Origin of the sequence: Streptomyces sp. NBC_00328, from assembly GCF_036139655.1 — a bacterium.
Lineage (GTDB): Bacteria > Actinomycetota > Actinomycetes > Streptomycetales > Streptomycetaceae > Streptomyces.
Genome location: NZ_CP108013.1, coordinates 4,172,846 through 4,191,576, shown reverse-complemented (window position 1 = coordinate 4,191,576; position 18,731 = coordinate 4,172,846). Strand labels below are relative to the sequence as shown.

At 74.2% G+C, this 18,731-nt stretch carries 10 protein-coding genes; 1 reads left to right on the top strand and 9 read right to left on the bottom strand.

Features of this window, described 5'->3' with window-relative positions; genetic code table 11:
• The first annotated feature begins 10 nt into the window (after positions 1–10).
• Positions 11–424 carry an organic hydroperoxide resistance protein gene (locus OG485_RS18305; protein ID WP_328451845.1) on the top strand — a complete coding sequence of 138 codons (414 nt, stop codon included), beginning with the start codon at positions 11–13 and terminating at the stop codon, positions 422–424.
• 33 nt (positions 425–457) lie between these two features.
• On the opposite strand, the gene OG485_RS18300 is transcribed toward OG485_RS18305, so the two are convergent.
• The 9 genes from OG485_RS18300 to OG485_RS18260 all read right to left on the bottom strand — a co-directional run bounded on the left by OG485_RS18300 (position 458) and on the right by OG485_RS18260 (position 18,589).
• Positions 458–2,143 carry a hypothetical protein gene (locus OG485_RS18300; protein WP_328669415.1) on the bottom strand — a complete coding sequence of 562 codons (1,686 nt, stop codon included), beginning with the start codon at positions 2,141–2,143 and terminating at the stop codon, positions 458–460.
• 84 nt (positions 2,144–2,227) lie between these two features.
• Positions 2,228–3,484 (bottom strand): hypothetical protein, encoded by a 1,257-nt coding sequence (locus tag OG485_RS18295; RefSeq protein ID WP_328674534.1) that lies wholly within the window; start codon positions 3,482–3,484, stop codon positions 2,228–2,230.
• A gap of 248 nt (positions 3,485–3,732) precedes the next feature.
• Positions 3,733–5,943 carry a bifunctional glycosyltransferase/CDP-glycerol:glycerophosphate glycerophosphotransferase gene (locus tag OG485_RS18290; protein ID WP_328669414.1) on the bottom strand — a complete coding sequence of 737 codons (2,211 nt, stop codon included), beginning with the start codon at positions 5,941–5,943 and terminating at the stop codon, positions 3,733–3,735.
• A 1-nt stretch (position 5,944) separates the two neighbouring features.
• On the bottom strand, positions 5,945–8,104 hold the full coding sequence (locus OG485_RS18285; RefSeq protein WP_328669413.1) for a bifunctional glycosyltransferase/CDP-glycerol:glycerophosphate glycerophosphotransferase: 2,160 nt from the start codon (positions 8,102–8,104) through the stop codon (positions 5,945–5,947).
• A gap of 148 nt (positions 8,105–8,252) precedes the next feature.
• Complete coding sequence (locus OG485_RS18280) at positions 8,253–10,538, bottom strand: bifunctional glycosyltransferase/CDP-glycerol:glycerophosphate glycerophosphotransferase (protein ID WP_328669412.1); 2,286 nt, start codon at positions 10,536–10,538, stop codon at positions 8,253–8,255.
• A gap of 151 nt (positions 10,539–10,689) precedes the next feature.
• Complete coding sequence (locus tag OG485_RS18275) at positions 10,690–11,601, bottom strand: carbohydrate ABC transporter permease (protein ID WP_328669411.1); 912 nt, start codon at positions 11,599–11,601, stop codon at positions 10,690–10,692.
• Positions 11,598–12,938: a carbohydrate ABC transporter permease gene (locus OG485_RS18270; protein WP_328669410.1), complete on the bottom strand. Its 1,341-nt coding sequence runs from the start codon at positions 12,936–12,938 to the stop codon at positions 11,598–11,600. The genes OG485_RS18275 and OG485_RS18270 overlap by 4 nt, the downstream gene beginning before the upstream one ends.
• A gap of 7 nt (positions 12,939–12,945) precedes the next feature.
• The gene (locus OG485_RS18265) at positions 12,946–14,355 is read right to left on the bottom strand and encodes an ABC transporter substrate-binding protein (protein WP_328669409.1); all 1,410 of its coding nucleotides are present in this window, start codon (positions 14,353–14,355) and stop codon (positions 12,946–12,948) included.
• 268 nt (positions 14,356–14,623) lie between these two features.
• The gene (locus tag OG485_RS18260) at positions 14,624–18,589 is read right to left on the bottom strand and encodes an FHA domain-containing protein (RefSeq protein WP_328669408.1); all 3,966 of its coding nucleotides are present in this window, start codon (positions 18,587–18,589) and stop codon (positions 14,624–14,626) included.
• Positions 18,590–18,731 lie beyond the last annotated feature (142 nt).

Below are 18,731 nucleotides of genomic sequence, written 5' to 3'. Positions count from 1 at the left end.
GATGGTCCCCATGGACGCGATCTACACCGCCGTCGCCACCGCCACCCACGGCCGCGAGGGCCGTGCTGTCAGCTCCGACGGCACGCTCGACCTCCAGCTGGGCATTCCGGTGGAGATGGGCGGCAGCGGCCAGGGGACCAACCCCGAGCAGCTGTTCGCCGCCGGGTACGCGGCCTGTTTCGCGAGCGCCCTCGGCCTGGTCGGCCGCGCCGCGAAGGTCGACGTCACGCAGGCCGCGGTGACCGGCGAGGTGGGCATCGGCAAGCAGGGCGAGGGCTTCGGCCTGGCCGTCACGCTCCGCGTCGAGCTGCCCGACACCGTGGACGAGGCGACCGGCCGCAAGCTGGTCGAGCAGGCCCACCAGGTCTGCCCCTACTCCAACGCCACCCGCGGCAACATCCCCGTCGAGCTCGTCATCGAGTAACCGGCATCGAGCGGGCAGGTGCGGGACGGTTCGTCATCGAGCGGCACGGACCGCCGCACCGGCCTTCGCCCCGGCACCCGCACCGCCTTTCGCGCCGGCTCCTGCACCGGCCGCCGCACCGGTGCGGGTGCCGGGCCCCGGGCCGATCCGGGCCAGCACCTCCCCCGTCTCCCGGCTCCACGCCACGACCGTCGCCTCCTCGGGCACCTGCCGCCAGCGCGTCAGCAGCAGCCAGCGGACGTGGTACCGGCGGGCGACGGCGGTGCGCCCGGCCCGGGTCGAGGACGGGGCGAGGTAGGCACGGACCGCCGCGAGCCTGCGCAGCCGCTCGCCCTCGGCGAGAGCGGGGTCGGGCCAGGCGGGGGCCGCGAGATCCGGGCCGTAGCCCGCGAGCAGGTGGACCGAGTAGTACCCGTCCGCGATGACCGCCTCGCCGGGCCGGATGTGCCGCGCCGCCCAGTCGTACGTCGGCCAGCGCGGCGGCTGGCCGAAGCCGACCGGGTCGAGCGAGCGCGGCACCAGCGCCCCCGCGTGCACGGTCAGGAACCCGGTCAGGGCGCCCGCGGCCGCGGCCCCGCCCAGCAGCCGCCGCCACGGCCCCCACGGCCGCGGCTCCGCCAGCTCCACCCCGAGCGCGAACTGGAGCGGCACCAGCGTGAGCCCGAGGATCCTGCCGTACGTGTAGTGCCCGCTCACCCAGCCGTACCCCACCGCCGCGCACTCCAGCGCGAACATCAGCACCAGCGGATCGCGCCACCCGTGCCCCCCGCCCCGCCGGACGCGCCGGGCCCGCAGCCACAGCGCGGGCACCCCGGTCAGGGCCAGCCAGAAGTGTCCGGGCATCCCCTCGTACAGCCGCTCGTGCATGGCGTCCACGCTGCGGTCCCCGGTCAGCGCGAAGACATCGAAGTACGGCCATCCGTACGCGACGAGGAGCGCCGTCGCGCCCGCGAGCAGCCACCGGCCCGCCACCGCCGGACGCCATCCGCGCTGCCCGCCCGCCACGAACGCCACCCCGCCGAGCACCGCCGCGACCGACGTGATCGGATGCACGAGCAGGATCAGTCCGTACAGGGCGCCGAGGGCCGCGTACCCCCGCCGGCTCCCGAGGCCGCCCGGGCCCACGAACCGGACCGGGCCGCCGGTGCCCGCAGCGCGCCGGCCCGTGAACGCCCAGGCCCAGAAGGCCAGCCCGATGGCGAACGTCGAGGGATAGCCCAGGTTGCCGGTCATCGACATCAGCCCGAGGTAGCCGCTCCACCAGGCCCGCTCCGTGCCCCACAGCAGCACCATCGCGAACAGGCAGAGGACCGGCGCCGGGCGGCGGGGCGTCAGTACGCGGGTGAAGCGGCCGATGCCGGTCAGCAGCACCAGCAGGTTGACGGGCCCCGCCAGCCGCACCACCGCCCAGCCGCCGAGTCCGGTCAGCCGGGCGAAGGCGCCCTGGGCCACCGCGTACGGCGAGTAGTAGGGGCTGCCCGCGCCCGGCAGGTCCGCCATGGGATGCCGCGGATGCAGCAGGTCCGCCCGCAGACGTTCGACGACCGCCGCGTGCTGGCCCGCGTCGCAGCACAACGGGATCCGCCAGTAGGCGAGCGTCATCACCAGCCAGAACAGGCCGCCGCACACCTGGTACGGCGTCGGACGCCAGGTGCCCCGGCCGCGCAGCGCGGTCGCGCCGAGGACGGCCTCCCGCCGCGTGACGACGTCGGCGCTCATCGGGCGGTGGGGGAGCAGGGATCGGCGGTTTCCGGCATCTGCCCTATATGCCCGCCCCGAACGGCGGCCTAGCCGGGGATCACCTCATCGGGCGACCTCGGACTCCCTGCGCGACGGCCCCGGAACCAGGCCCCCCGGCATCCGCGCGCCCGGCCGGACGACCGCGTCGAGAAGCAGCGGAAGGCCCACCGCCGGCAGCAGCCACAGCAGCACGATCAGCCGGTCGCCCCAGACGTTGATGTCGGGGTGCGCGGCCTGGTTGAGCACTCCGGTGCCCGCCGCCGCCAGCAGGAAGACGGCGAAGGCCCGGTGTCTGCGCAGCGCCCCCCACCCGGCCGCCACGACGGCCGCGAGGAACAGCGGCTCCCACAACTGGCGGCGCGTCCACTCGATCCAGAAGGCGGCCTCCAGATGGAGGAACTCCGGCCACGGACGGACGCGGTCCGGACGTGCGTAATGCCCGGTGAGCAGATCCTGCACGCTCTCCGACTGGGACGGGTAGTGCAGCGCCTTCGCGAGCAGCACGGTGGCCAGCACGCCGCAGCCCGCCACCACGCCCAGGGTCCGCAGCGGTCCGTCCCACCGGCGCCGGCGCGCGAGCAGCACCCCGCACGAGGCGCCCAGGCACAGCCCGAGGAACAGCGCCTGCGAGTGCTTCACCGTGAAGAGGACCGCCAGACAGCCGCCGACCAGCCAGGTCCCGGCCCGCGCGCGGCCCTCCAGGACCAGCGCGCAGCCCCACAGGGCCGCGAGGGTCACGGCCATCATCAGGCCCTCGGTCATCGGGCGCATCGCCGTCGTACCGCACGGCAGGACGTAGTAGAGGGCCTGCCCGGTCAGGGCCGCGCCGGTGGAGGTGCGCAGGGTGCGCAGGAGAAGGAAGACGAGGACGCCCCCGGCCACCGTCACGGTCACGGCCGAGGCCCACAGGCCCCAGGTCACCCCCAGCAGCGTGACGAAGGGCACCAGCAGCACCGGATACCCCGGCCGCGCCTCGAAGATCCGCATGAAGCGGGGCGGCATGAACGGCACGGCGTGTCCCGTCGTCCGCCCGGCCGCCAGCCGCGCGGACACGCCCCGCCACTGCTCGCGCCGGCACTCGGCGAGGACCCGGCGCGTCGGGCTCGCGCGGTGGAAGCGCACCACGTCGACGGCCTGGTTGCGCCGGGCGACGGACGCCTTGCCCGCACAGACGTAGTCGATCGTCAGCGCGGCGGCCTGCTGCTTGCTGTCGCCGCGCAGGTTCAGCGCGTACGAGAGGTAGTTCTTGGTGTCGGGGGTGTCCCGGTTGGTGACGTTGGCGAGCTGGAGGACGGCGAAGACGACGGCGATCAGGATCACCCGGGCGCGGGCCGAACGCGGCGCGCGCGGGGCCCACGCCCGCAACCGGCGGGAGAGCGCGGTTGCGGGCGAGCCGCCGGAGCCGCCCGGGGCGCCGGCCGCCGTGCCGGTCACGGGGCCCCGCGCGGGGCTGCCCGCGGGTCCGTTCACGGGTCCCCGAGCCGGGCTGTCCGCCGGCGCCGGGCTCTTGGCGGGTGCGTTCGCGGGTCCCGGCGCGGGGCCGTCCGAAGGGCCGGTCGTGGGACCGGTCATGAGGTGGCTAGGACGTCGTGGCCCGCCTGCGCGGGCACCGGGGCGACCGCGGCCGGCGGCACGAGCGGCTCGCCGAGCATCAGCGTCCGCACCACCCGCTCGGCGGCCCGGCCGTCGTCGAACTCGCAGAACCGCTCACGGAATCCGGCCCGCAGCCGCTCCGACTCCCCGTCCCGCCAGGCCCCCGACGCGAACAGCCGTCCCAACTCCCGCTGGGAGCGGGCCACATGGCCCGGCGCGTCGGCCGTGATGTCGAAGTAGGTGCCCCGGCTCGCCGCGTACGCGCCCCAGTCGTCGGCGAGGATCACGATCGGCCGGTCGAGGTTGGCGTAGTCGAACATGAGGGCCGAGTAGTCGGTCACCAGGGCGTCGGCGGCGAGCATCACGTCCTCGACGCGCGGCTCGTCCGTCGCGTCGAGGACGACACCGCGCCGGTGCAGTTCGGCCAGCCCCATGCCGCGCGCCGGACCCTCCGCGAGCGAGGGATGCAGCCGTACGACCAGGGTGTGGTCCGTGCCGAGGTCCTCCGCGAACGCGGCCAGGTCCAGCCGCTCGGCATGCCCGCCGCGGACGTACTCGCGGCGCGTCGGCGCGTAGAGCACCACCCGGTTCCCGGCCGGGATCCCGAGGCGCGCGCGGGCCGCCGCCCCGTCCTCGGGCCGGGCCCGCACCAGGACGTCGTTGCGGGGGCTGCCGCTGCGCAGCGAGGTGAAGTGGCAGGGGTAGGCGCGGTCCCAGACCAGCTCCGAGTGCCGGTTGGCGACCAGGCTGTAGTCCCAGCGGTCGGCGCGGCGCAGCATCTGCGGCACGTCGATGCCGTGCCGCGCGCCCGGCTTGTGCAGCAGGTCCGCGGCCATGTACTTCAGCGGGGTGCCCTGATGAGTGTGGATGTGGACGCTGCCGGGGCGCTTGACCAGCGAACCGGGCCAGTTGACGTTGTTCACGAAGTACGTGGCCCGCGCGGTGATCCGGCGGTAGCGCGGCGAGTCGAGCAGGACGTGCTCGGTGTCCGGCGGCAGCAGCGCCGCCTGCTCCTCGTCGCGCACCACCCACACCCCGCGCACGTGCGGGGCGAGTTCGCGCGCCGCCGCGTACACCGCGGCCGGATCGCCGAGGACCCCCCGGTGCGAGAACGCCGAGTACACCGCCAGACGCGGGTCCAGCGGCCGGAGCCCGTGCACAGCGGACCGGCCGCGCTTGACCCGCGCGGCGGCGATCCGGCGGGCCTGCTGTCCGCGCCGGACCAGTTCCCGGCCCGCGCGGTCCGTCTGGCGCCGCACCCGGTAGCGGGTGAAACCGCGCTCCAGGACGCGTAGTTCGGCCGGTACGGGACCGGCCTTGTGCCTGCGGAAGAGGGCGGCCGTCAGCCGGAAGAACTCGGCCTTGTCCTCCTCGGGCAGCCGGTCCTCCTTGGAGAGGATGTCGAGGCAGTGCTCGCCCATCTTGCGGTGCAGGAACGGGCGCCAGTGGGAGAGTTCCGGCCTGGAGCCGACGAACGCGAAGACCCGCTCGTACTGGTCGTGGATGTCGAAGTGCTTGCGGCTGGTGGTGGACAGGATGTTGCCCTGCCGCCGCTGGCGGTAGGCCAGACAGATCCGGTCCAGGGCCGCGATCCGCTCCGCGCTGAGCATCACCGGGAACGTCCAGGGCGTGTCCTCGTAGTACCCGGGCGGGAAGGCGAAACCCTCCCGCTCGACGAACGCGCGGCGGTAGACCTTGTTCCACACCACCATCAACAGATCGAGGATCTCCGGGTGTTCGGCCGCCGTGAAGGTGCCGGGGCCGGCCTCCGCGAGGACCCGCGCGAGCACGTTCCTGCGGGTGCCGCCCCACCAGTAGGTGCGCGCGTAGTCGAAGACCAGCACATCCGGGCCGGCGGTCTCGTCCAGACGGTCGGCGACGGCGCGCAGCGCGCCCGGCGTGAGGGTGTCGTCGCTGTCGAGGAAGAGGAGGTAGTCCCCGCCCGCGAGCGGCATCCCGGCGTTGCGGGCGCGGCCGAGCCCCACGTTCTCCGGCAGATGCAGCACCCGTACCCGGGGGTCGCGCTCGGCGTACTCGTCGAGGATCGCCCCGCAGCCGTCCGGGGAACAGTCGTCGACGGCGATGACCTCCAGGTCCGGGTACGACTGCTCCAGGACCGAGTCGAGACACTCGCGCAGAAAGCCCTGCACCTTGAAGACGGGGACGATGACGCTGAAGCGGGGCACGTCAGCTCCTTACGAGGGTGGACGCGGCGGGAGCCGGGACGCGTTCGGCGAGCGGCAGGACGGGCGGGATCGTCTCGGGGGACTCGCCCAGCAGCACGCGGCGCACGACCCGCTCGGCGGCCCTGCCGTCGTCGAACTGGCAGAAGCGCTCACGGAAGCGGGCCCGCAGCGCGGCGGCGGCCGGATCCGCGTAGGAACCGTCGGCGAACAGCGCGGCCAGCTCGTCCGGGGTGCGCGCCACCCGGCCCGGCGGCTCGTCCAGCACGTCGAAATAGACGCCCCGGGTCTCCCGGTAGACCTCCCAGTCGTCCGCGTACACGACGACCGGGCGGTCGAGGTTGGCGTAGTCGAACATGATCGACGAGTAGTCCGTGATCAGCGCGTCGGCGGCCAGGCAGACGTCCTCGGAGGACCGGTGCCCGGTCACGTCGATGATCCGTCCGCTGCCGCGCCCGCGGCCCTCGTCGTAGAAGTAGTGGGCGCGCAGCAGGACGACGAACTGCTCGCCGATCGCCTCGCAGAAGGCCTCCAGGTCGAGCCGGGACTCGAAACCGGTGCTGTGGTCGCGGTGGGTCGGCGCGTACAGCAGCGCCGTCCTGCCCTCGGGCACCCCGAGCCGTTCGCGGACCCGGGCCACGTCCTCGGCGGTCGCCGTGCAGTAGACGTCGTTGCGCGGATAGCCGTACTCCAGGGCCTCGTAGCCGCCCGGGAAGGCCCGTTCCCACATCTGGGTGGAGTGCCGGTTGGAGGAGAGGTTGTAGTCCCAGCGGTCCACCCGGGCCAGCAGCTTGGTGAAGCTGCCGGTCGCGGCGGCCACCACCGGGAAGGTCGACTGGTCGACGCCCATCTTCTTCAGCGGTGTGCCGTGCTGGGTCTGGAGGTGCACGCTGCCGGGGCGTTTGACCACACCGTCCGCGAAGTTGGCGTTGTTGACGAGGTACTTGGCGCGGGCCAGCACCTCCCAGGCGCGACGGCTGCCGATCACCGCGTGCTCGACGTCCTTCGGCAGCGCGTCCACCGCCTCCGGCTCGACCAGGAACACCGAGCGGATGTGCGGGGCGAGTTCGCGGGCCTTGGCGTGGATCGCCGCCGGATTGCAGGCGTAACCCCGGCCCCAGTAGGCGCAGTACACCGCGAGGTTCTCGTCCAGGGGACGACGGAGCTGGAGGGCGTAGCGCGCGCGGGTGCGCAGGGTCTTTCCGCGGGGCACCCGCCGGACCACCCCGGAGACGGCCCGGTTCGTTCCGCGCAGCGCCCGGAACGCGCTGTACGCGCCCGCCGCGAGCAGCCGGTGCTGCACACCGAGACTGCCCGCCGGAGCCCGGAACCCGGCCGGACGGTGCCGCCGGTAGAGCTTGCCCGCCCGGCGGAAGAAGGCCCGGCGGCGCCCCGCGGGCACCCGGTCCGGGTGCGCGGCCGTCTTCAGGACCAGCGAGAAGAGCTGGCCGAACAGCGCCTTCGACCGGGCCGCGGGCAGGGTCCGCCGCGAGGCGTGGCCGAGGACCCGCTCGACCTGGTCGAGGAGGTCGAAGTGGTGCTCGCCCGGTGCGTTGAGTCGGCTGCCCTGGCGGCGCGGACGGTGCCGTACGCAGACCGTGCGCAGCACCGCCGACCGCTCGGCCGTCACCGTCACCAGGCCGCCCCAGCCGGCGTCCGTGAAATGCCCCTCCGGAAAAGCCAGTTCGTGCTCGGCGACGAAGCCTCGGCGGTACGCGGCGCTCCACGCCGGAACGTGCACGCCCAGCACCTCCGGGGCCTTGTCGAGCGGGGGCGTGCTCGGCTCGCCCTCCCACCAGTGCACCCGCTGATGCCCGAAGTACAGGACGTCCACGTCGGCCGAGAGCTTCGCGTCCAGGGCGTCCAGCGCGCCCGGCGCCAGATCGTCGTCGCCGTCGAGGAAGAGCAGGTACGCGCCCCTCGCCGCCGCGATCCCGGCGTTGCGCGCCGCGCTCAGTCCGCCCGACGGCGGCGAATGGACCGGGACCACCCGGGAGTCCCGGGCCGCGTACGCGGCGGCGACCGCCGCGGCCGGGGAGTCCGGCTCGTCGCAGACCGGGATCAGCTCGAAGCCGCCGAAGGACTGGGCCAGGACCGAGTCCAGCGCGCGGGCCAGGTGCCCGGCGACTTCGAAGGTGGGCACGATGACACTGAAGCGGGGCATTCTGCTCTTTCTCTCAAGGGGCGCCGAACCTCTTTCTCTCAAGGGGCGCCGGACGGGGGATTCATCGCCCGGGGCGCCCGGCCGGCCGCCAGGTGGAGGGCCGGGTGGGCGTGGGCCGCGAAGGACTGGAGGGCACGCGGGCTCCGGTTCAGAGGGTCTCGGTGAGCGGAACGGCGGCACCCGGCGCCGGCACGCTCCCGAGTGGCAGGCCGGTGCCTGGGACGAGCGCGAGGGCCGCCTCGGCCGAGGGGACCGGGCGGCGCTGGGCGAACGGCACGAACGGCGGCAGGCGGGCGCCCTCGCCGAGCACCACATGCCGTACGACGCGTTCGGCGGCCCTGCCGTCGTCGTACGGACAGAACCGCTCGCGGAACGCGGCCCGCAGCCGGTCCGAGTGCGCGTCGCGCCACTGCCCGGTCGTGAACACGTCGATCAGCTCGTCCTCGCCGTGCGCGAGGGCGCCCGGCGGGAAGGCCCGCAGGTCGAAGTAGGTGCCGCGAGCCGCCTCGTACGCCTCCCAGTCGTCCGCGAGGACGACGATCGGCCGGTCGAGCGCCGCGTAGTCGAACATCAGGGACGAGTAGTCGGTGACCAGCACGTCCGAGGCGAGGCACAGCGACTCGACGCTCGGATGGCCGGACACGTCGATGACCCGGCCGCCCGCCGCCGTCTCGGCGAGCGGCACCCCGTGGAGGTGATGGGCGCGGGTCAGCACGACGAAGCGCGGGCCCAGCCCGCGCAGCACACGCTCCAGGTCCAGGGTGCGCGGCTGGGTGCGCCGGTAGTCGCGGTACGTCGGCGCGTAGAGCACGGCGACCGTGCCCGTGGGGATGCCGAGCGACGCGCGCAGCCGGTCCACGTCCGCCGGTGTCGCGTGCTGGAACACGTCGTTGCGGGGCTGCCCGTACTCCAGCGTCGTGTACGAGGAGGGGAAGACGCGTTCCCAGACCAGCGTGGAGTGGCGGTTGGCGGACAGGCAGTAGTCCCACTTGTCGGCATCGCGCAGCAGCTCGGCGAAGTCGGTGTCGCGCGCGGCGGCCGGGCGGTCCTGGAGGTCGAGCCCCATCCGCTTCAACGGTGTCCCGTGCTGCGTCTGGATCATGATCTGGCCGGGCCGCTTGACCAGTCGCCGGTCGAAGCCGACGTTGTTCACCAGGTACTTGGAGCGGGCGAGCGCCGTCCAGTACCCCGCCGTGCCGGGACGCAGCCGCTCCGTCCGGTCCGGGATCGTGTGGTGGTGTTCGGCGTGCGCGATCCACGCGGTGCGGATGTGCGGGGCGAAGCTGCGGAACGCGGACTCCAGGGCCCCCGGGTTGCAGCCGTGGCCCCGGCCCCGGTAGCTGGAGAAGACGGCGCGGTCGGCGCGCAGCGGGAGACGGAGCTGCACGCGGTAGTGGAACCGGAGCGCGGCGCCGCGCACCGCGCGCCGCAGCCCGGCGGCCGGCCGCACGGCTCTCTTGCGGATCCGCGACAGGAAGGAGAGCAGCCGGTACGTGCGGTGTGTGCCGAGGCCGATCAGCGCGTGGCGCAGCCGGGTGCGCGGGTCGGCCGGCGCGCCCGGGACGCGGTAACGGCGGTAGTGCCAACGGGCCCTGCGCAGGAACTCGGCCCGCGCGGCGCGCGGCAGCCGGCCCCGCTTCACGAACACCGTGGCGAAATGGTCGATCATGCGCCGGAACAGCACCGGGCGCCACCGGTCGAGGTCCGGGTGCGCGGCGACATGCGCGAACACACGGTCGTACTGCTCGAAGACGTCGAAGTGCTTGCGGCTGCTGGTGCCGAGGATGCTGCCGTGGCGCCGCTGGCGGTAGTGCACACAGACCCGGTCGAGGGTCGCGATCGTCTCGGCGGACATCAGCGCCGGATACGTCCAGGGCGTGTCCTCGTAGTAGCCGGGCGGGAACCGGAAGCCCGCCCGCTCGACGAACTCCCGGCGGTACGCCTTGTTCCACACGACCATCAGCAGCCGCAGCAGCCCGGGGCGCTCGTCCAGCCGGAAGGGTGCCGGGCCCTCCTCGGTGAGCTGTGCCGAGAGCTGGTTGCGCACCACCTCGCCCGACCAGTAGGTGCGCGCGTAGTCGTAGACCAGGACGTCCGGGTCGCCGGTCTCCTCGAGCCGGTCGGCGACGGCCCGCAGCGCGTCCGGGGTGAGTGTGTCGTCGCTGTCCAGGAAGATCAGGTAGTCGCCGGTGGCGCGTTCGAGACCGGCGTTGCGGGCGAGCCCGAGCCCCACGTTCCCGGGGAGGTGCACGGCGAGCACCCGGGCGTCGCGGGCCGCGAACTCGTCGATGATCGAGCCGCAGGCGTCGGGTGAACAGTCGTCGACCGCGATGAGTTCGAGGTCCGGGCAGGACTGTCCGAGCACGGATTCGAGGCACTCGTGCAGGTACGCCTGAACCTTGTACACGGGGACGATGACACTGAACCTGGGCACGGGACATCCATGGGTCGGCGTGGGCATACCTGCCCGGAAACGGCCGAAGGGGTGACTTGGTTACGCCAGATGTGGCATCCGGGGGACTCGGGGTGAACGGCGAGGGGCGGGCCGGTGTCCGGCCCGCCCCTCAAGCACCTCCACGACCTGCCTACTTGACCGCGCCCGCCATCACTCCGGAGACGAACTGCCTCTGGAACGCGAAGAAGACGGCCAGCGGGATCACCATCGAGATGAACGCGCCCGGCGCCAGCACGTCGATGTTGTTGCCGAACTGGCGTACCTGCGTCTGGAGCGCGACCGTGATGGGCTGACTCCCCGAGTCGGAGAACACCAGCGCGACCAGCATGTCGTTCCACACCCACAGGAACTGGAAGATCCCCAGCGAGGCGATCGCGGGGCCGCCGAGCGGCATCACGACCCGTGCGAACAGGCGCAATTCGCCCGCGCCGTCCAGCCGGGCCGCCTCCAGGAGTTCCCTCGGGATCTCCGCGAAGAAGTTCCGCAGCAGGAACACCGCGAAGGGCAGGCCGTATCCGACGTGGAAGAGGACCACGCCGGTCACCGACCCGAAGACGCCGATCTTTCCGAAGAGTTCGGCGATCGGGATCAGGGCCACCTGCACCGGAACGACCAGCAGGCCGACCACGCCGAGGAACCACCAGTCGCGGCCGGGGAACTCCATCCACGCGAAGGCGTAGCCCGCGAGCGAGCCGATCACGACGACCAGCAGCGTCGCCGGGACCGTGATCAGCACCGTGTTGAGCAGCGAGCCGGTGATGTCGCTGTTCTCCAGCAGCTTCTGGTAGTTGTCCACGGTGAGCTGCGAGGGCGCGCTGAACACCTTCCACCAGCCGCTGCCGCTCATGTGCTCGGGGCTGCGCAGCGAGGACAGCAGCAGCCCGATCGTCGGCACCAGCCAGAACAAGCCGACGAGCACCAGGAATACGCGTACGACACCGCTGCCGAGTCCGCTCGCGATCCGTGAACCGAGCGAGGGCCGGGCCCTGTTCACGGCCGTCGCGGGCACCGTCTTCGCCAACTGTCCGGCATGTGTGCTCATCGCCGCACCTCCCGCCGAAGCCGGCGCACGTTGAAGGCCATCACCGGGATCACCAGCAGGAGCAGGAACACCGCGATGGCGCTCGCGACGCCCGGCCTGCCCTCCGAGAAGCCCTTGCGGTACAGCTCCAGGGCCAGCACGTTCGCGTCGTCCTGGGAGGAGCCCGGCGCGATGATGAACACCAGGTCGAAGACCTTCAGCACGTTGATCATCAGGGTCACGGCGACGACCGCGAGCACCGGCGCGAGGAGCGGCACGGTGACCCGGCGGAACACCTGCCACTCGTTCGCCCCGTCGACCCGGGCCGCTTCCAGGAGTTCACGCGGCACACCCGCGAGCCCCGCCGCGATCAGGACCATCGCGAAGCCCGCCCACATCCAGACGTACGAGCCGATGATGGCCGGGGTGACCAGGGACGGGCCCAGCCAGTCGACCCCGTTGTACGGCTCCGCGAAGTTGCCCGCCGGCAGCCGCAGCCGGGCTCCGTCCGCCTTGCCCGAGAGCGAGAACGTGCCGTCGGCGCCGGCCTTCGCCGAGTCGACGACCTTGCCGTCCTTGACCGCCTCGATCCGCATCCCGGAGTAGCCCAGCTCGCTCGTGTCGACCTGGCCGAGCCTGCCCACGCCCTTCCCGCGGGTGAAGTCCTGCCAGGCGGTGCCGGTGACCCTGCCGGGATCGGTGCCCGCCCGCACCGCCTTCCTCGCGCTGTCCGGCATCACGTCCGGGGCGACGCCCACCAGCGGCAGGGCGACGGACTGTCCGGCGTGCACGGCGTCCCGGGTGACGAACCCGCCCTTCTCGGCCGTGAGCGGCGATTCCCGGCCGGGGTGGGCCTTGGGGAACGCCGACGCCGGGGCGAAGGTGTCGTGCACCCCCACCCACACCGCGTTCGCGACGCCCTTGTCCGGGTCCTGGTCGTACACCAGCCGGAAGATGATGCCGGCGGCGAGCATCGAGATCGCCATCGGCATGAAGACGACCAGCTTGAACGCCGTTCCCCAGCGCACCCGTTCGGTGAGCACCGCGAAGACCAGCCCCAGCGCGGTCGCGACCGTCGGGGCGAACACCACCCAGACGATGTTGTTCTTGAGCGCGGTGCGGATGCCGTCGTCGGTGAACAGCGCCCTGTAGTTGTCGAACCCGGCGAACCCGTCGCCCTGCTGGTCGTAGAAGCTGCGCACGACCGAGTACCCGATGGGGTAGACCACGAGCGCGCCGAGCAGCACCAGGGCGGGCAGCAGGAAGAGCGCCACCACCGCCTTGCGGGTCCCGGTCACGCTCTTGCGTGTACGGGCCGGGGGCACCGGTGCGGTGCCCCCGGCCGTCGCGGACGTCATGGCCGGATCAGCCCTTGTAGGCCGCTGCGGCGTCCGCTTCGAGCTTCGCCTGAGCCCCCGCCACGTCCATCGGGTTCTTCAGGAAGTCCTGGAGGTCCTTCCACTCGCCCTTGCCGGGCGTCCCGCCGAAGGCCTGCGGGGCCTGGTCGGACATGTCGAAGCGGAAGTCGTCGCCGGCCGCGATCAGCGCCTTGGCGATGGCCTGCTGGACGGCGTTCGGGTACGCGGACTCGGGCACGTTCTTGTTGGGCGAGAGGTAACCGCCGAGCTTGGCCTGGATGGTCGCCGCGTCGGGCGAGGCCAGGAAGGTCAGGAGCGCCTGGGCCGCCTTCGAGTCCTTCAGGACGACGGCCGCGTCACCGCCGCTGACCACCGGGGCATGGCCGCCGCCGACCGCCGGGAACGGGAACACCTTCGCGTCCGTCCCGATCTTCGCCTTGGTCTCCGCGATGTTGACGGCCACGAAGTCGCCCTCGAAGACCATGCCCGCCTTCGGCTGGTCGCCGCCGGTGAACGTCTGGGTGACCGAGGCCGGGAACTCCGTCTGGAGCGCGCCGTCCGGACCGCCCGCGATGAGGTTCTTGTCGCTCCAGATCCCGGTGAGCGTGGTCAGCGCGTCCTTCACGGACGGATCCGTCCACTTGATCTTGTGCTGGGCGAGCTGGTCGTACTTCTCGGGTCCCGCCTGGGAGAGGTAGACGTTCTCGAACCAGTCGGTGAGCGTCCAGCCGTCGGCGCCGGCGATCGAGAGGGGGGTGACACCGGAGTCGTAGACCTTGTGCACGGTGCCGAAGAACTCCTTCCAGTGCAAGGGCTCCTTGGCCCCCGCGTTTTCGAAGACCTTGGCGTTGTACCAGATCAGCGACTTGTTGGCGGCCTTGTAGTACACGGCGTACTGCTTGCCGCCGACCTTGCCGAGGTCCTGCCAGCCCCGCGCGTAGTTCTTCGTCAACTGCGCCTGCGCGTCCGGGCCGACGGGCTTCGCCCACCCCTTGTCGACCGCCTGCTTCACCGCGCCGACCTGGGGGAGCAGAGCCACGTCCGGGGGCGCGCCGCCCGCGATCTTCGAACCGAGGAAGTTGATGATCGGGTCCTGCGCCGGTACGAAGGTGACCTTGGCGCCGGTGCGCTTCTCGAACTCCGCCAGCACCTTCTTGAAGTTGGCCTGTTCCGCCCCGGTCCAGACGGCGGCGACCTCCAGGGTGGCGCCGTCGAGCCTGGGCAGGGTGACGGAGCCCGCGCCGCCGCTCGCCGTGGCCTTGCCGCCGTCGCTTCCCTTGTCGTCATCGCCGCCGCCACCGCACGCCGTCAGCGTGAGCGCACCCGCGACGACGGCGGCCGCGGCGGCCCGCGCGGCTGCGCGCGAGCGGCGGGTGAAGTGATCGGGCGACCTGCGTATCTGAGGAATGCTGCGCATCACTGCCCCGTTCTTCGTTCTTCGTCGAACGTCAAAGCGGCTGCTGCCCGGATCACTCCGGTCTACGCCTGCCCACTCGGGGGCGGCAAGACCGCCGGTGGTGTCAAGTGCGCGATCGTGACGGGGTCGTGACGTCACGTCATGGATCGCCGGGCGCGCCGGCGCCGCTCGGCCGCACGCGGGCGGGAACGGCGCCGTCCCCGTGACGTGCGCGGCCGGGGGGTGCCGCGGGCGCGGGCCGGAGCGGCGGGAGCACCTCGGGCGCGGGCTACAGAAGCGACGGCACCTCGGTGGCGGAGACGGAACGCGCGGCTCGTTCCAGGGCGCTGGCGAGCAGGGCCAGGTCCGTGGGTCCGTTGCCCAGCTCGCGGACCGGGCGCCGGGCCGGCGGGTCGCCCATGCGGTGCCACTCCAGGGGTACGACCGTGGGGCGCAGCGTCGCCGTCCGGGGAATGCGGCCCGTGACCCGCCCGCCCTGGAACGAGGTCTCCCGGCCGTCCGGGAGCAGCAGCCGGCCACGCCCGGGGGCGGGTTCCTCCGGGCCTGGAGACGGCGCGTCGAGGATGACGCGCAGCGCGGCGGAACGCGCCAGTTCCGACGCCGCCGTACGGCCGTCGCCGCCGGACGCCGCCACGAGGTGCACCCCGAGCCGGTCGCCCTCCCGGACGACGGCCTCCAGCGCCCGTACGACCGAACCGGCCGCCGGGCGTCCCGGGGACCCCAGCGGCGGTGCCAGCAGGGCGTCCAGGTCGTCGACGACCACGACCAGCCGGGCCAGCGCGGGCCCCGGCTCGGTCTGCCGGCGGGCGGCGGCGGGGCGCAGCCGCAGCGTCGAGCTGGACGGGGTGTCGAGGTCCGAGGCCCCCAGGGAGGAGGTCCCGCCCGACGAGCTTCCGCCCGAGCGCTGGGCCACGATCCGGCCGGGGACCGTCCGCCCGGCATGCCACTCCGCGAAGCCGAGGCGGCCCAGGAGTTCGGAACGCCGCTTCAGCTCGGCACTGAGCGACTGGGCGAACTCCCGCATCCGTACGGGGTCGTTGGCCGTCAGGTGCGTGGTGACGTGCGGCAGGTCGGTGCAGACCTGAAGGCCTTCCCCGGCGCCCGCGCCGCCATGGGCCGCGGTTCCGTCGCGGCCGTCCATCAGGACGATCCCGAGCCGGTCGGGCCGTTCGGCGGCGGCGAGGGACGCGGCGACCGAGCGCAGCAGTTCCGTACGGCCGCTGCCCGGCGGGCCCTCGATGAGCAGATGCGGGCCCTCGACGGGCAGGTCGACGGCGACGGGTCCGCGCGGACCCGCGCCGAGCACAGCCCGCGCCCGTCCGCCGAACGCCTCGCTGTCGTCCGCGGCGTCCGCCCAACGCGCCATCAGGGAGGCGGGGGTGGCCCGTGCCAGCCCCAACTCGTCGAGCAGACGGGCCGTCTGGGGCAGGGGCGCCGACACGCGCGTGTGCCGGTCCCCGAGCCCGCCGTCCGTCCGCAGCGGCGCGAGGGACCGGGCGAACCGCTCGGCCCAGGCGAGGGACACGGCGTCCACGGCGGCGACGGTGCCGTGCCCCAGGGGGCCACGCGGCAACCGGCCACCGGCGCCGGAGGACGTACGGCCCGTGCGGGACGCGGTGGCGCCGGCGCGCCCGCCCGGACCGTCGTGCCGTCCGGACGCGGGGCGGGGGACACCGGTGTGGGTGGCTCCGTCGTTCCGGGGACCGGAGTGCGCCGGTGAGGTGTGCCCGGCTCCCGGGAATCCCCGCCCGGTGCCGTCGGCTCCGGCGTGCCGGGCCCCTTCCGGGGCGTGCTCGCCGCTGCCGCCCGGTGCCACCCGCAGCAGCCGCAGCGCCGTGGCCACGTCCCCGCTCAGCAGGGCCACCGCCCCGCACTCGCGGAACGCCGGCGACGCCTCGCACGCCGCTTCGTAGGTCTCGCTCACCGGTGACGCGGGCGAGGCGGCAGCGGTCTCGGCGAGGCACAGCAGATGGATTCCGGCCCGCGGGCCGTCGTGCGCGAGGCGCGTCAGGGCCTCCCGCACATCGGCGCCCCCGGGGTCCCCGTCCACGATCACCACCGTGTACGGGCCGTCGTACCCCTCGGCCGCGTCGTCGGCCCGCGCCCAGGACGGCCTTCGTACCGTGTCGCGCGCACCGCTCTCACCGGGTGCGGCCACGTGTCCGGCGCGAGCGGCGTCGGCGTCGTGCGTCGCGGACCGGGCGGCCGGAACCGTGGCACCGGCGCTCCCGGGCAGCGGACCACGGACGCCCGGCGCGCCCGGCGCCTCCGCGAGGTGGTCCTCCAGACGGCGCAGGAGCTCGTCCGTGCGCGCCGCCGCCTGCTCGCGGTCGTACGCGAGCAGCAGACGGCAGTCCTGGCCGTGCGCGGGACGCAGATGGGGGAGCCAGCCGAGCCAGGACCACTCGGCGGTGCGCTCCTCCACCGTGCGGGCCCGGTCGGTGCTGACGAGGACGATCTCCAGGGTGTCGGGGGAGTGCAGCGCGGCGAGCTGCGCGACGACCGAGCGGGCCAGCCCCGACAGACGCGCGCGCGGTCCGGCCAGGCCCAGTGAGCCGGCCTCCCGCAGCCCGGCGGTCACCGGCACCGCGGGCAGCAGGCCCGAGCCGTCCGGTGCCGCCCGGTCGGCCGTGCCCAGCCGTACCGTCAGTGCCTCGGGGTGGCCGGGGCCGCGCTCCCACAGCCGGGGGCCGGGGCCCAGCGCGGTGAGCAGCAGGGTCGCCGGGTCGGGCCAGCTCTCGGGCGAGCGACGCACGGCGGGAAGGAGCTCCTCCACCGCGACGGTTCCGTCCTCGTACGTCTCCGGGGCGTCCTGGGGCGGTCCTCCGCGGCCGCCGGCCAGACGCCGGGCCCACGCGCCGATCCCGCCCCGCCTGCGCACCCCCGGCGGGATGTCCGCGCCCGGCGTCGGCGTGCCCGTGCGCGGGCCGGGGACGCTCGCCCCGGGGGTGCCGGTCGCGTCGGCGGCGCCGGGACCGAAGGCCTCCGGGCGCGCGGCCCGCGGTCCGGCACCCGCGCCGGATGTCTCCCCGCGCGCGGGGCGCGTTCCGGTCCGTTCGCCGGGCGTCTCCCCGGGCCCGCCGGGGCGGTCCGCCTCGCGCGGGGACGCGCCGGTGCCGGACCCGCGGCCCTCCGTCGTCGAGCCCCGCGGCCCGCTCTCGATCCGGGGCGCCCCGCCCTGCTCCGGCACGGCGGGGGGCACCGCCCGCCCGTGCTCCAGCGCCCCGGGGACGCCGCCGGCGGAGGCACCCCACTCGGCGGTCCCGTAGGCGTGATGCGTCTCGCCCACGGGCGGTATGACGCTCCCCCTGGCGAAGGAGGCGCTCTCCCCGCGCGCGTGGGGCACGGCACCGCGCGGCTGCGGGGCGCCCTGCGGGGAACCCGGCCGCGCCGGGGAGTCCGCGCCCGATCCGGTGGGCGAGGCGCCCGGTGAGGTCTCCGCGGGGAAGCCGCCCGCGGCCGCGGTGTCCCGCCGGGCGGTGGCACCGGCGGGGGCCGGAGTGCCGGGCCCGTCGGTCCCGCGGGCCCGGGAGGGAGCGTCCCCGGCGGACCCGGCCCGCACCCTCACATGGCCCTCGCCGTCCGGAGCCGTCTCCACCAGGCCCGGGCCTCCCGGAGGGCAGAGCCGCAGGGCGGACTCGCCGACGCGCAGCAGCGCGCCCGCGGCGAAGGGGACGGGGCGGCTGCCGACGCGGGAGCCGTCGAGCGTCGTGCCGTTCGTGGAGCCGATGTCGGCGACCGAGACACGGCCCTCGGGGGTGACGGTGACCGCGCAGTGCAGGCGGGACACGTCGGGGTCGTCCAGGGGCACGTCGGCGTCTGCGGAGCGGCCGATGCGGATCTGGCCGCCGTGCAGCAGGTGCACGCCGCCGGCGTCGGGTCCCGCGACCACATGGAGCTGGGCCGAGACGCCGTCCAGGTCGGGACCCGGCTCGGCGGGCGCGCCCAGACAGAGCACGGCGCCGTCGGTCAGGGGCGGCTCGCCGAGCGTGCAGCGCTGGGCGTCGAGCCGCTCCGCGCCCGCGTAGAGCACGATCTGGCCCCCGCCGGACTCACGGCCCCGCTCCCCCTGGGAGGTGCCCCCGCTTCCCCCGGCCGCCGCGGCCAGCCCCGACGCGACCGCGGCCAGCGCCGTCCCGGCGGGCGCGGTGACCAGCACATCGCAGGCCGTGGCTCGCCCCCGCGGCTCCGATGACGGGCCCAGCGGGTCTACGACGGTCAGCCGGATCTGCATCGCCGTCAGGGGTCCCTTCCGCGCAGGTGCCCGCGACGAGGGCGAGGCTGCGCTGCGGTCCCCCACCGCAGATCCCCCCACCGCGCACGGGCACGTCGGCCAGTAACTGGAGGCATCCTCGCACCTGCGACCGACAACACGC

What these genes read in the sequence shown, in the direction of transcription:
- OG485_RS18305 (WP_328451845.1), top strand. Translation starts at nt 11, where the DNA reads ATGGACGCGATCTACACCGCCGTCGCCACCGCCACCCACGGCCGCGAG.
- OG485_RS18300 (WP_328669415.1), bottom strand. Translation starts at nt 2,143, where the DNA reads ATGAGCGCCGACGTCGTCACGCGGCGGGAGGCCGTCCTCGGCGCGACC.
- OG485_RS18285 (WP_328669413.1), bottom strand. Translation starts at nt 8,104, where the DNA reads ATGCCCCGCTTCAGTGTCATCGTGCCCACCTTCGAAGTCGCCGGGCAC.
- OG485_RS18275 (WP_328669411.1), bottom strand. Translation starts at nt 11,601, where the DNA reads ATGAGCACACATGCCGGACAGTTGGCGAAGACGGTGCCCGCGACGGCC.
- OG485_RS18270 (WP_328669410.1), bottom strand. Translation starts at nt 12,938, where the DNA reads ATGACGTCCGCGACGGCCGGGGGCACCGCACCGGTGCCCCCGGCCCGT.
- OG485_RS18265 (WP_328669409.1), bottom strand. Translation starts at nt 14,355, where the DNA reads ATGCGCAGCATTCCTCAGATACGCAGGTCGCCCGATCACTTCACCCGC.
- OG485_RS18260 (WP_328669408.1), bottom strand. Translation starts at nt 18,589, where the DNA reads ATGCAGATCCGGCTGACCGTCGTAGACCCGCTGGGCCCGTCATCGGAG.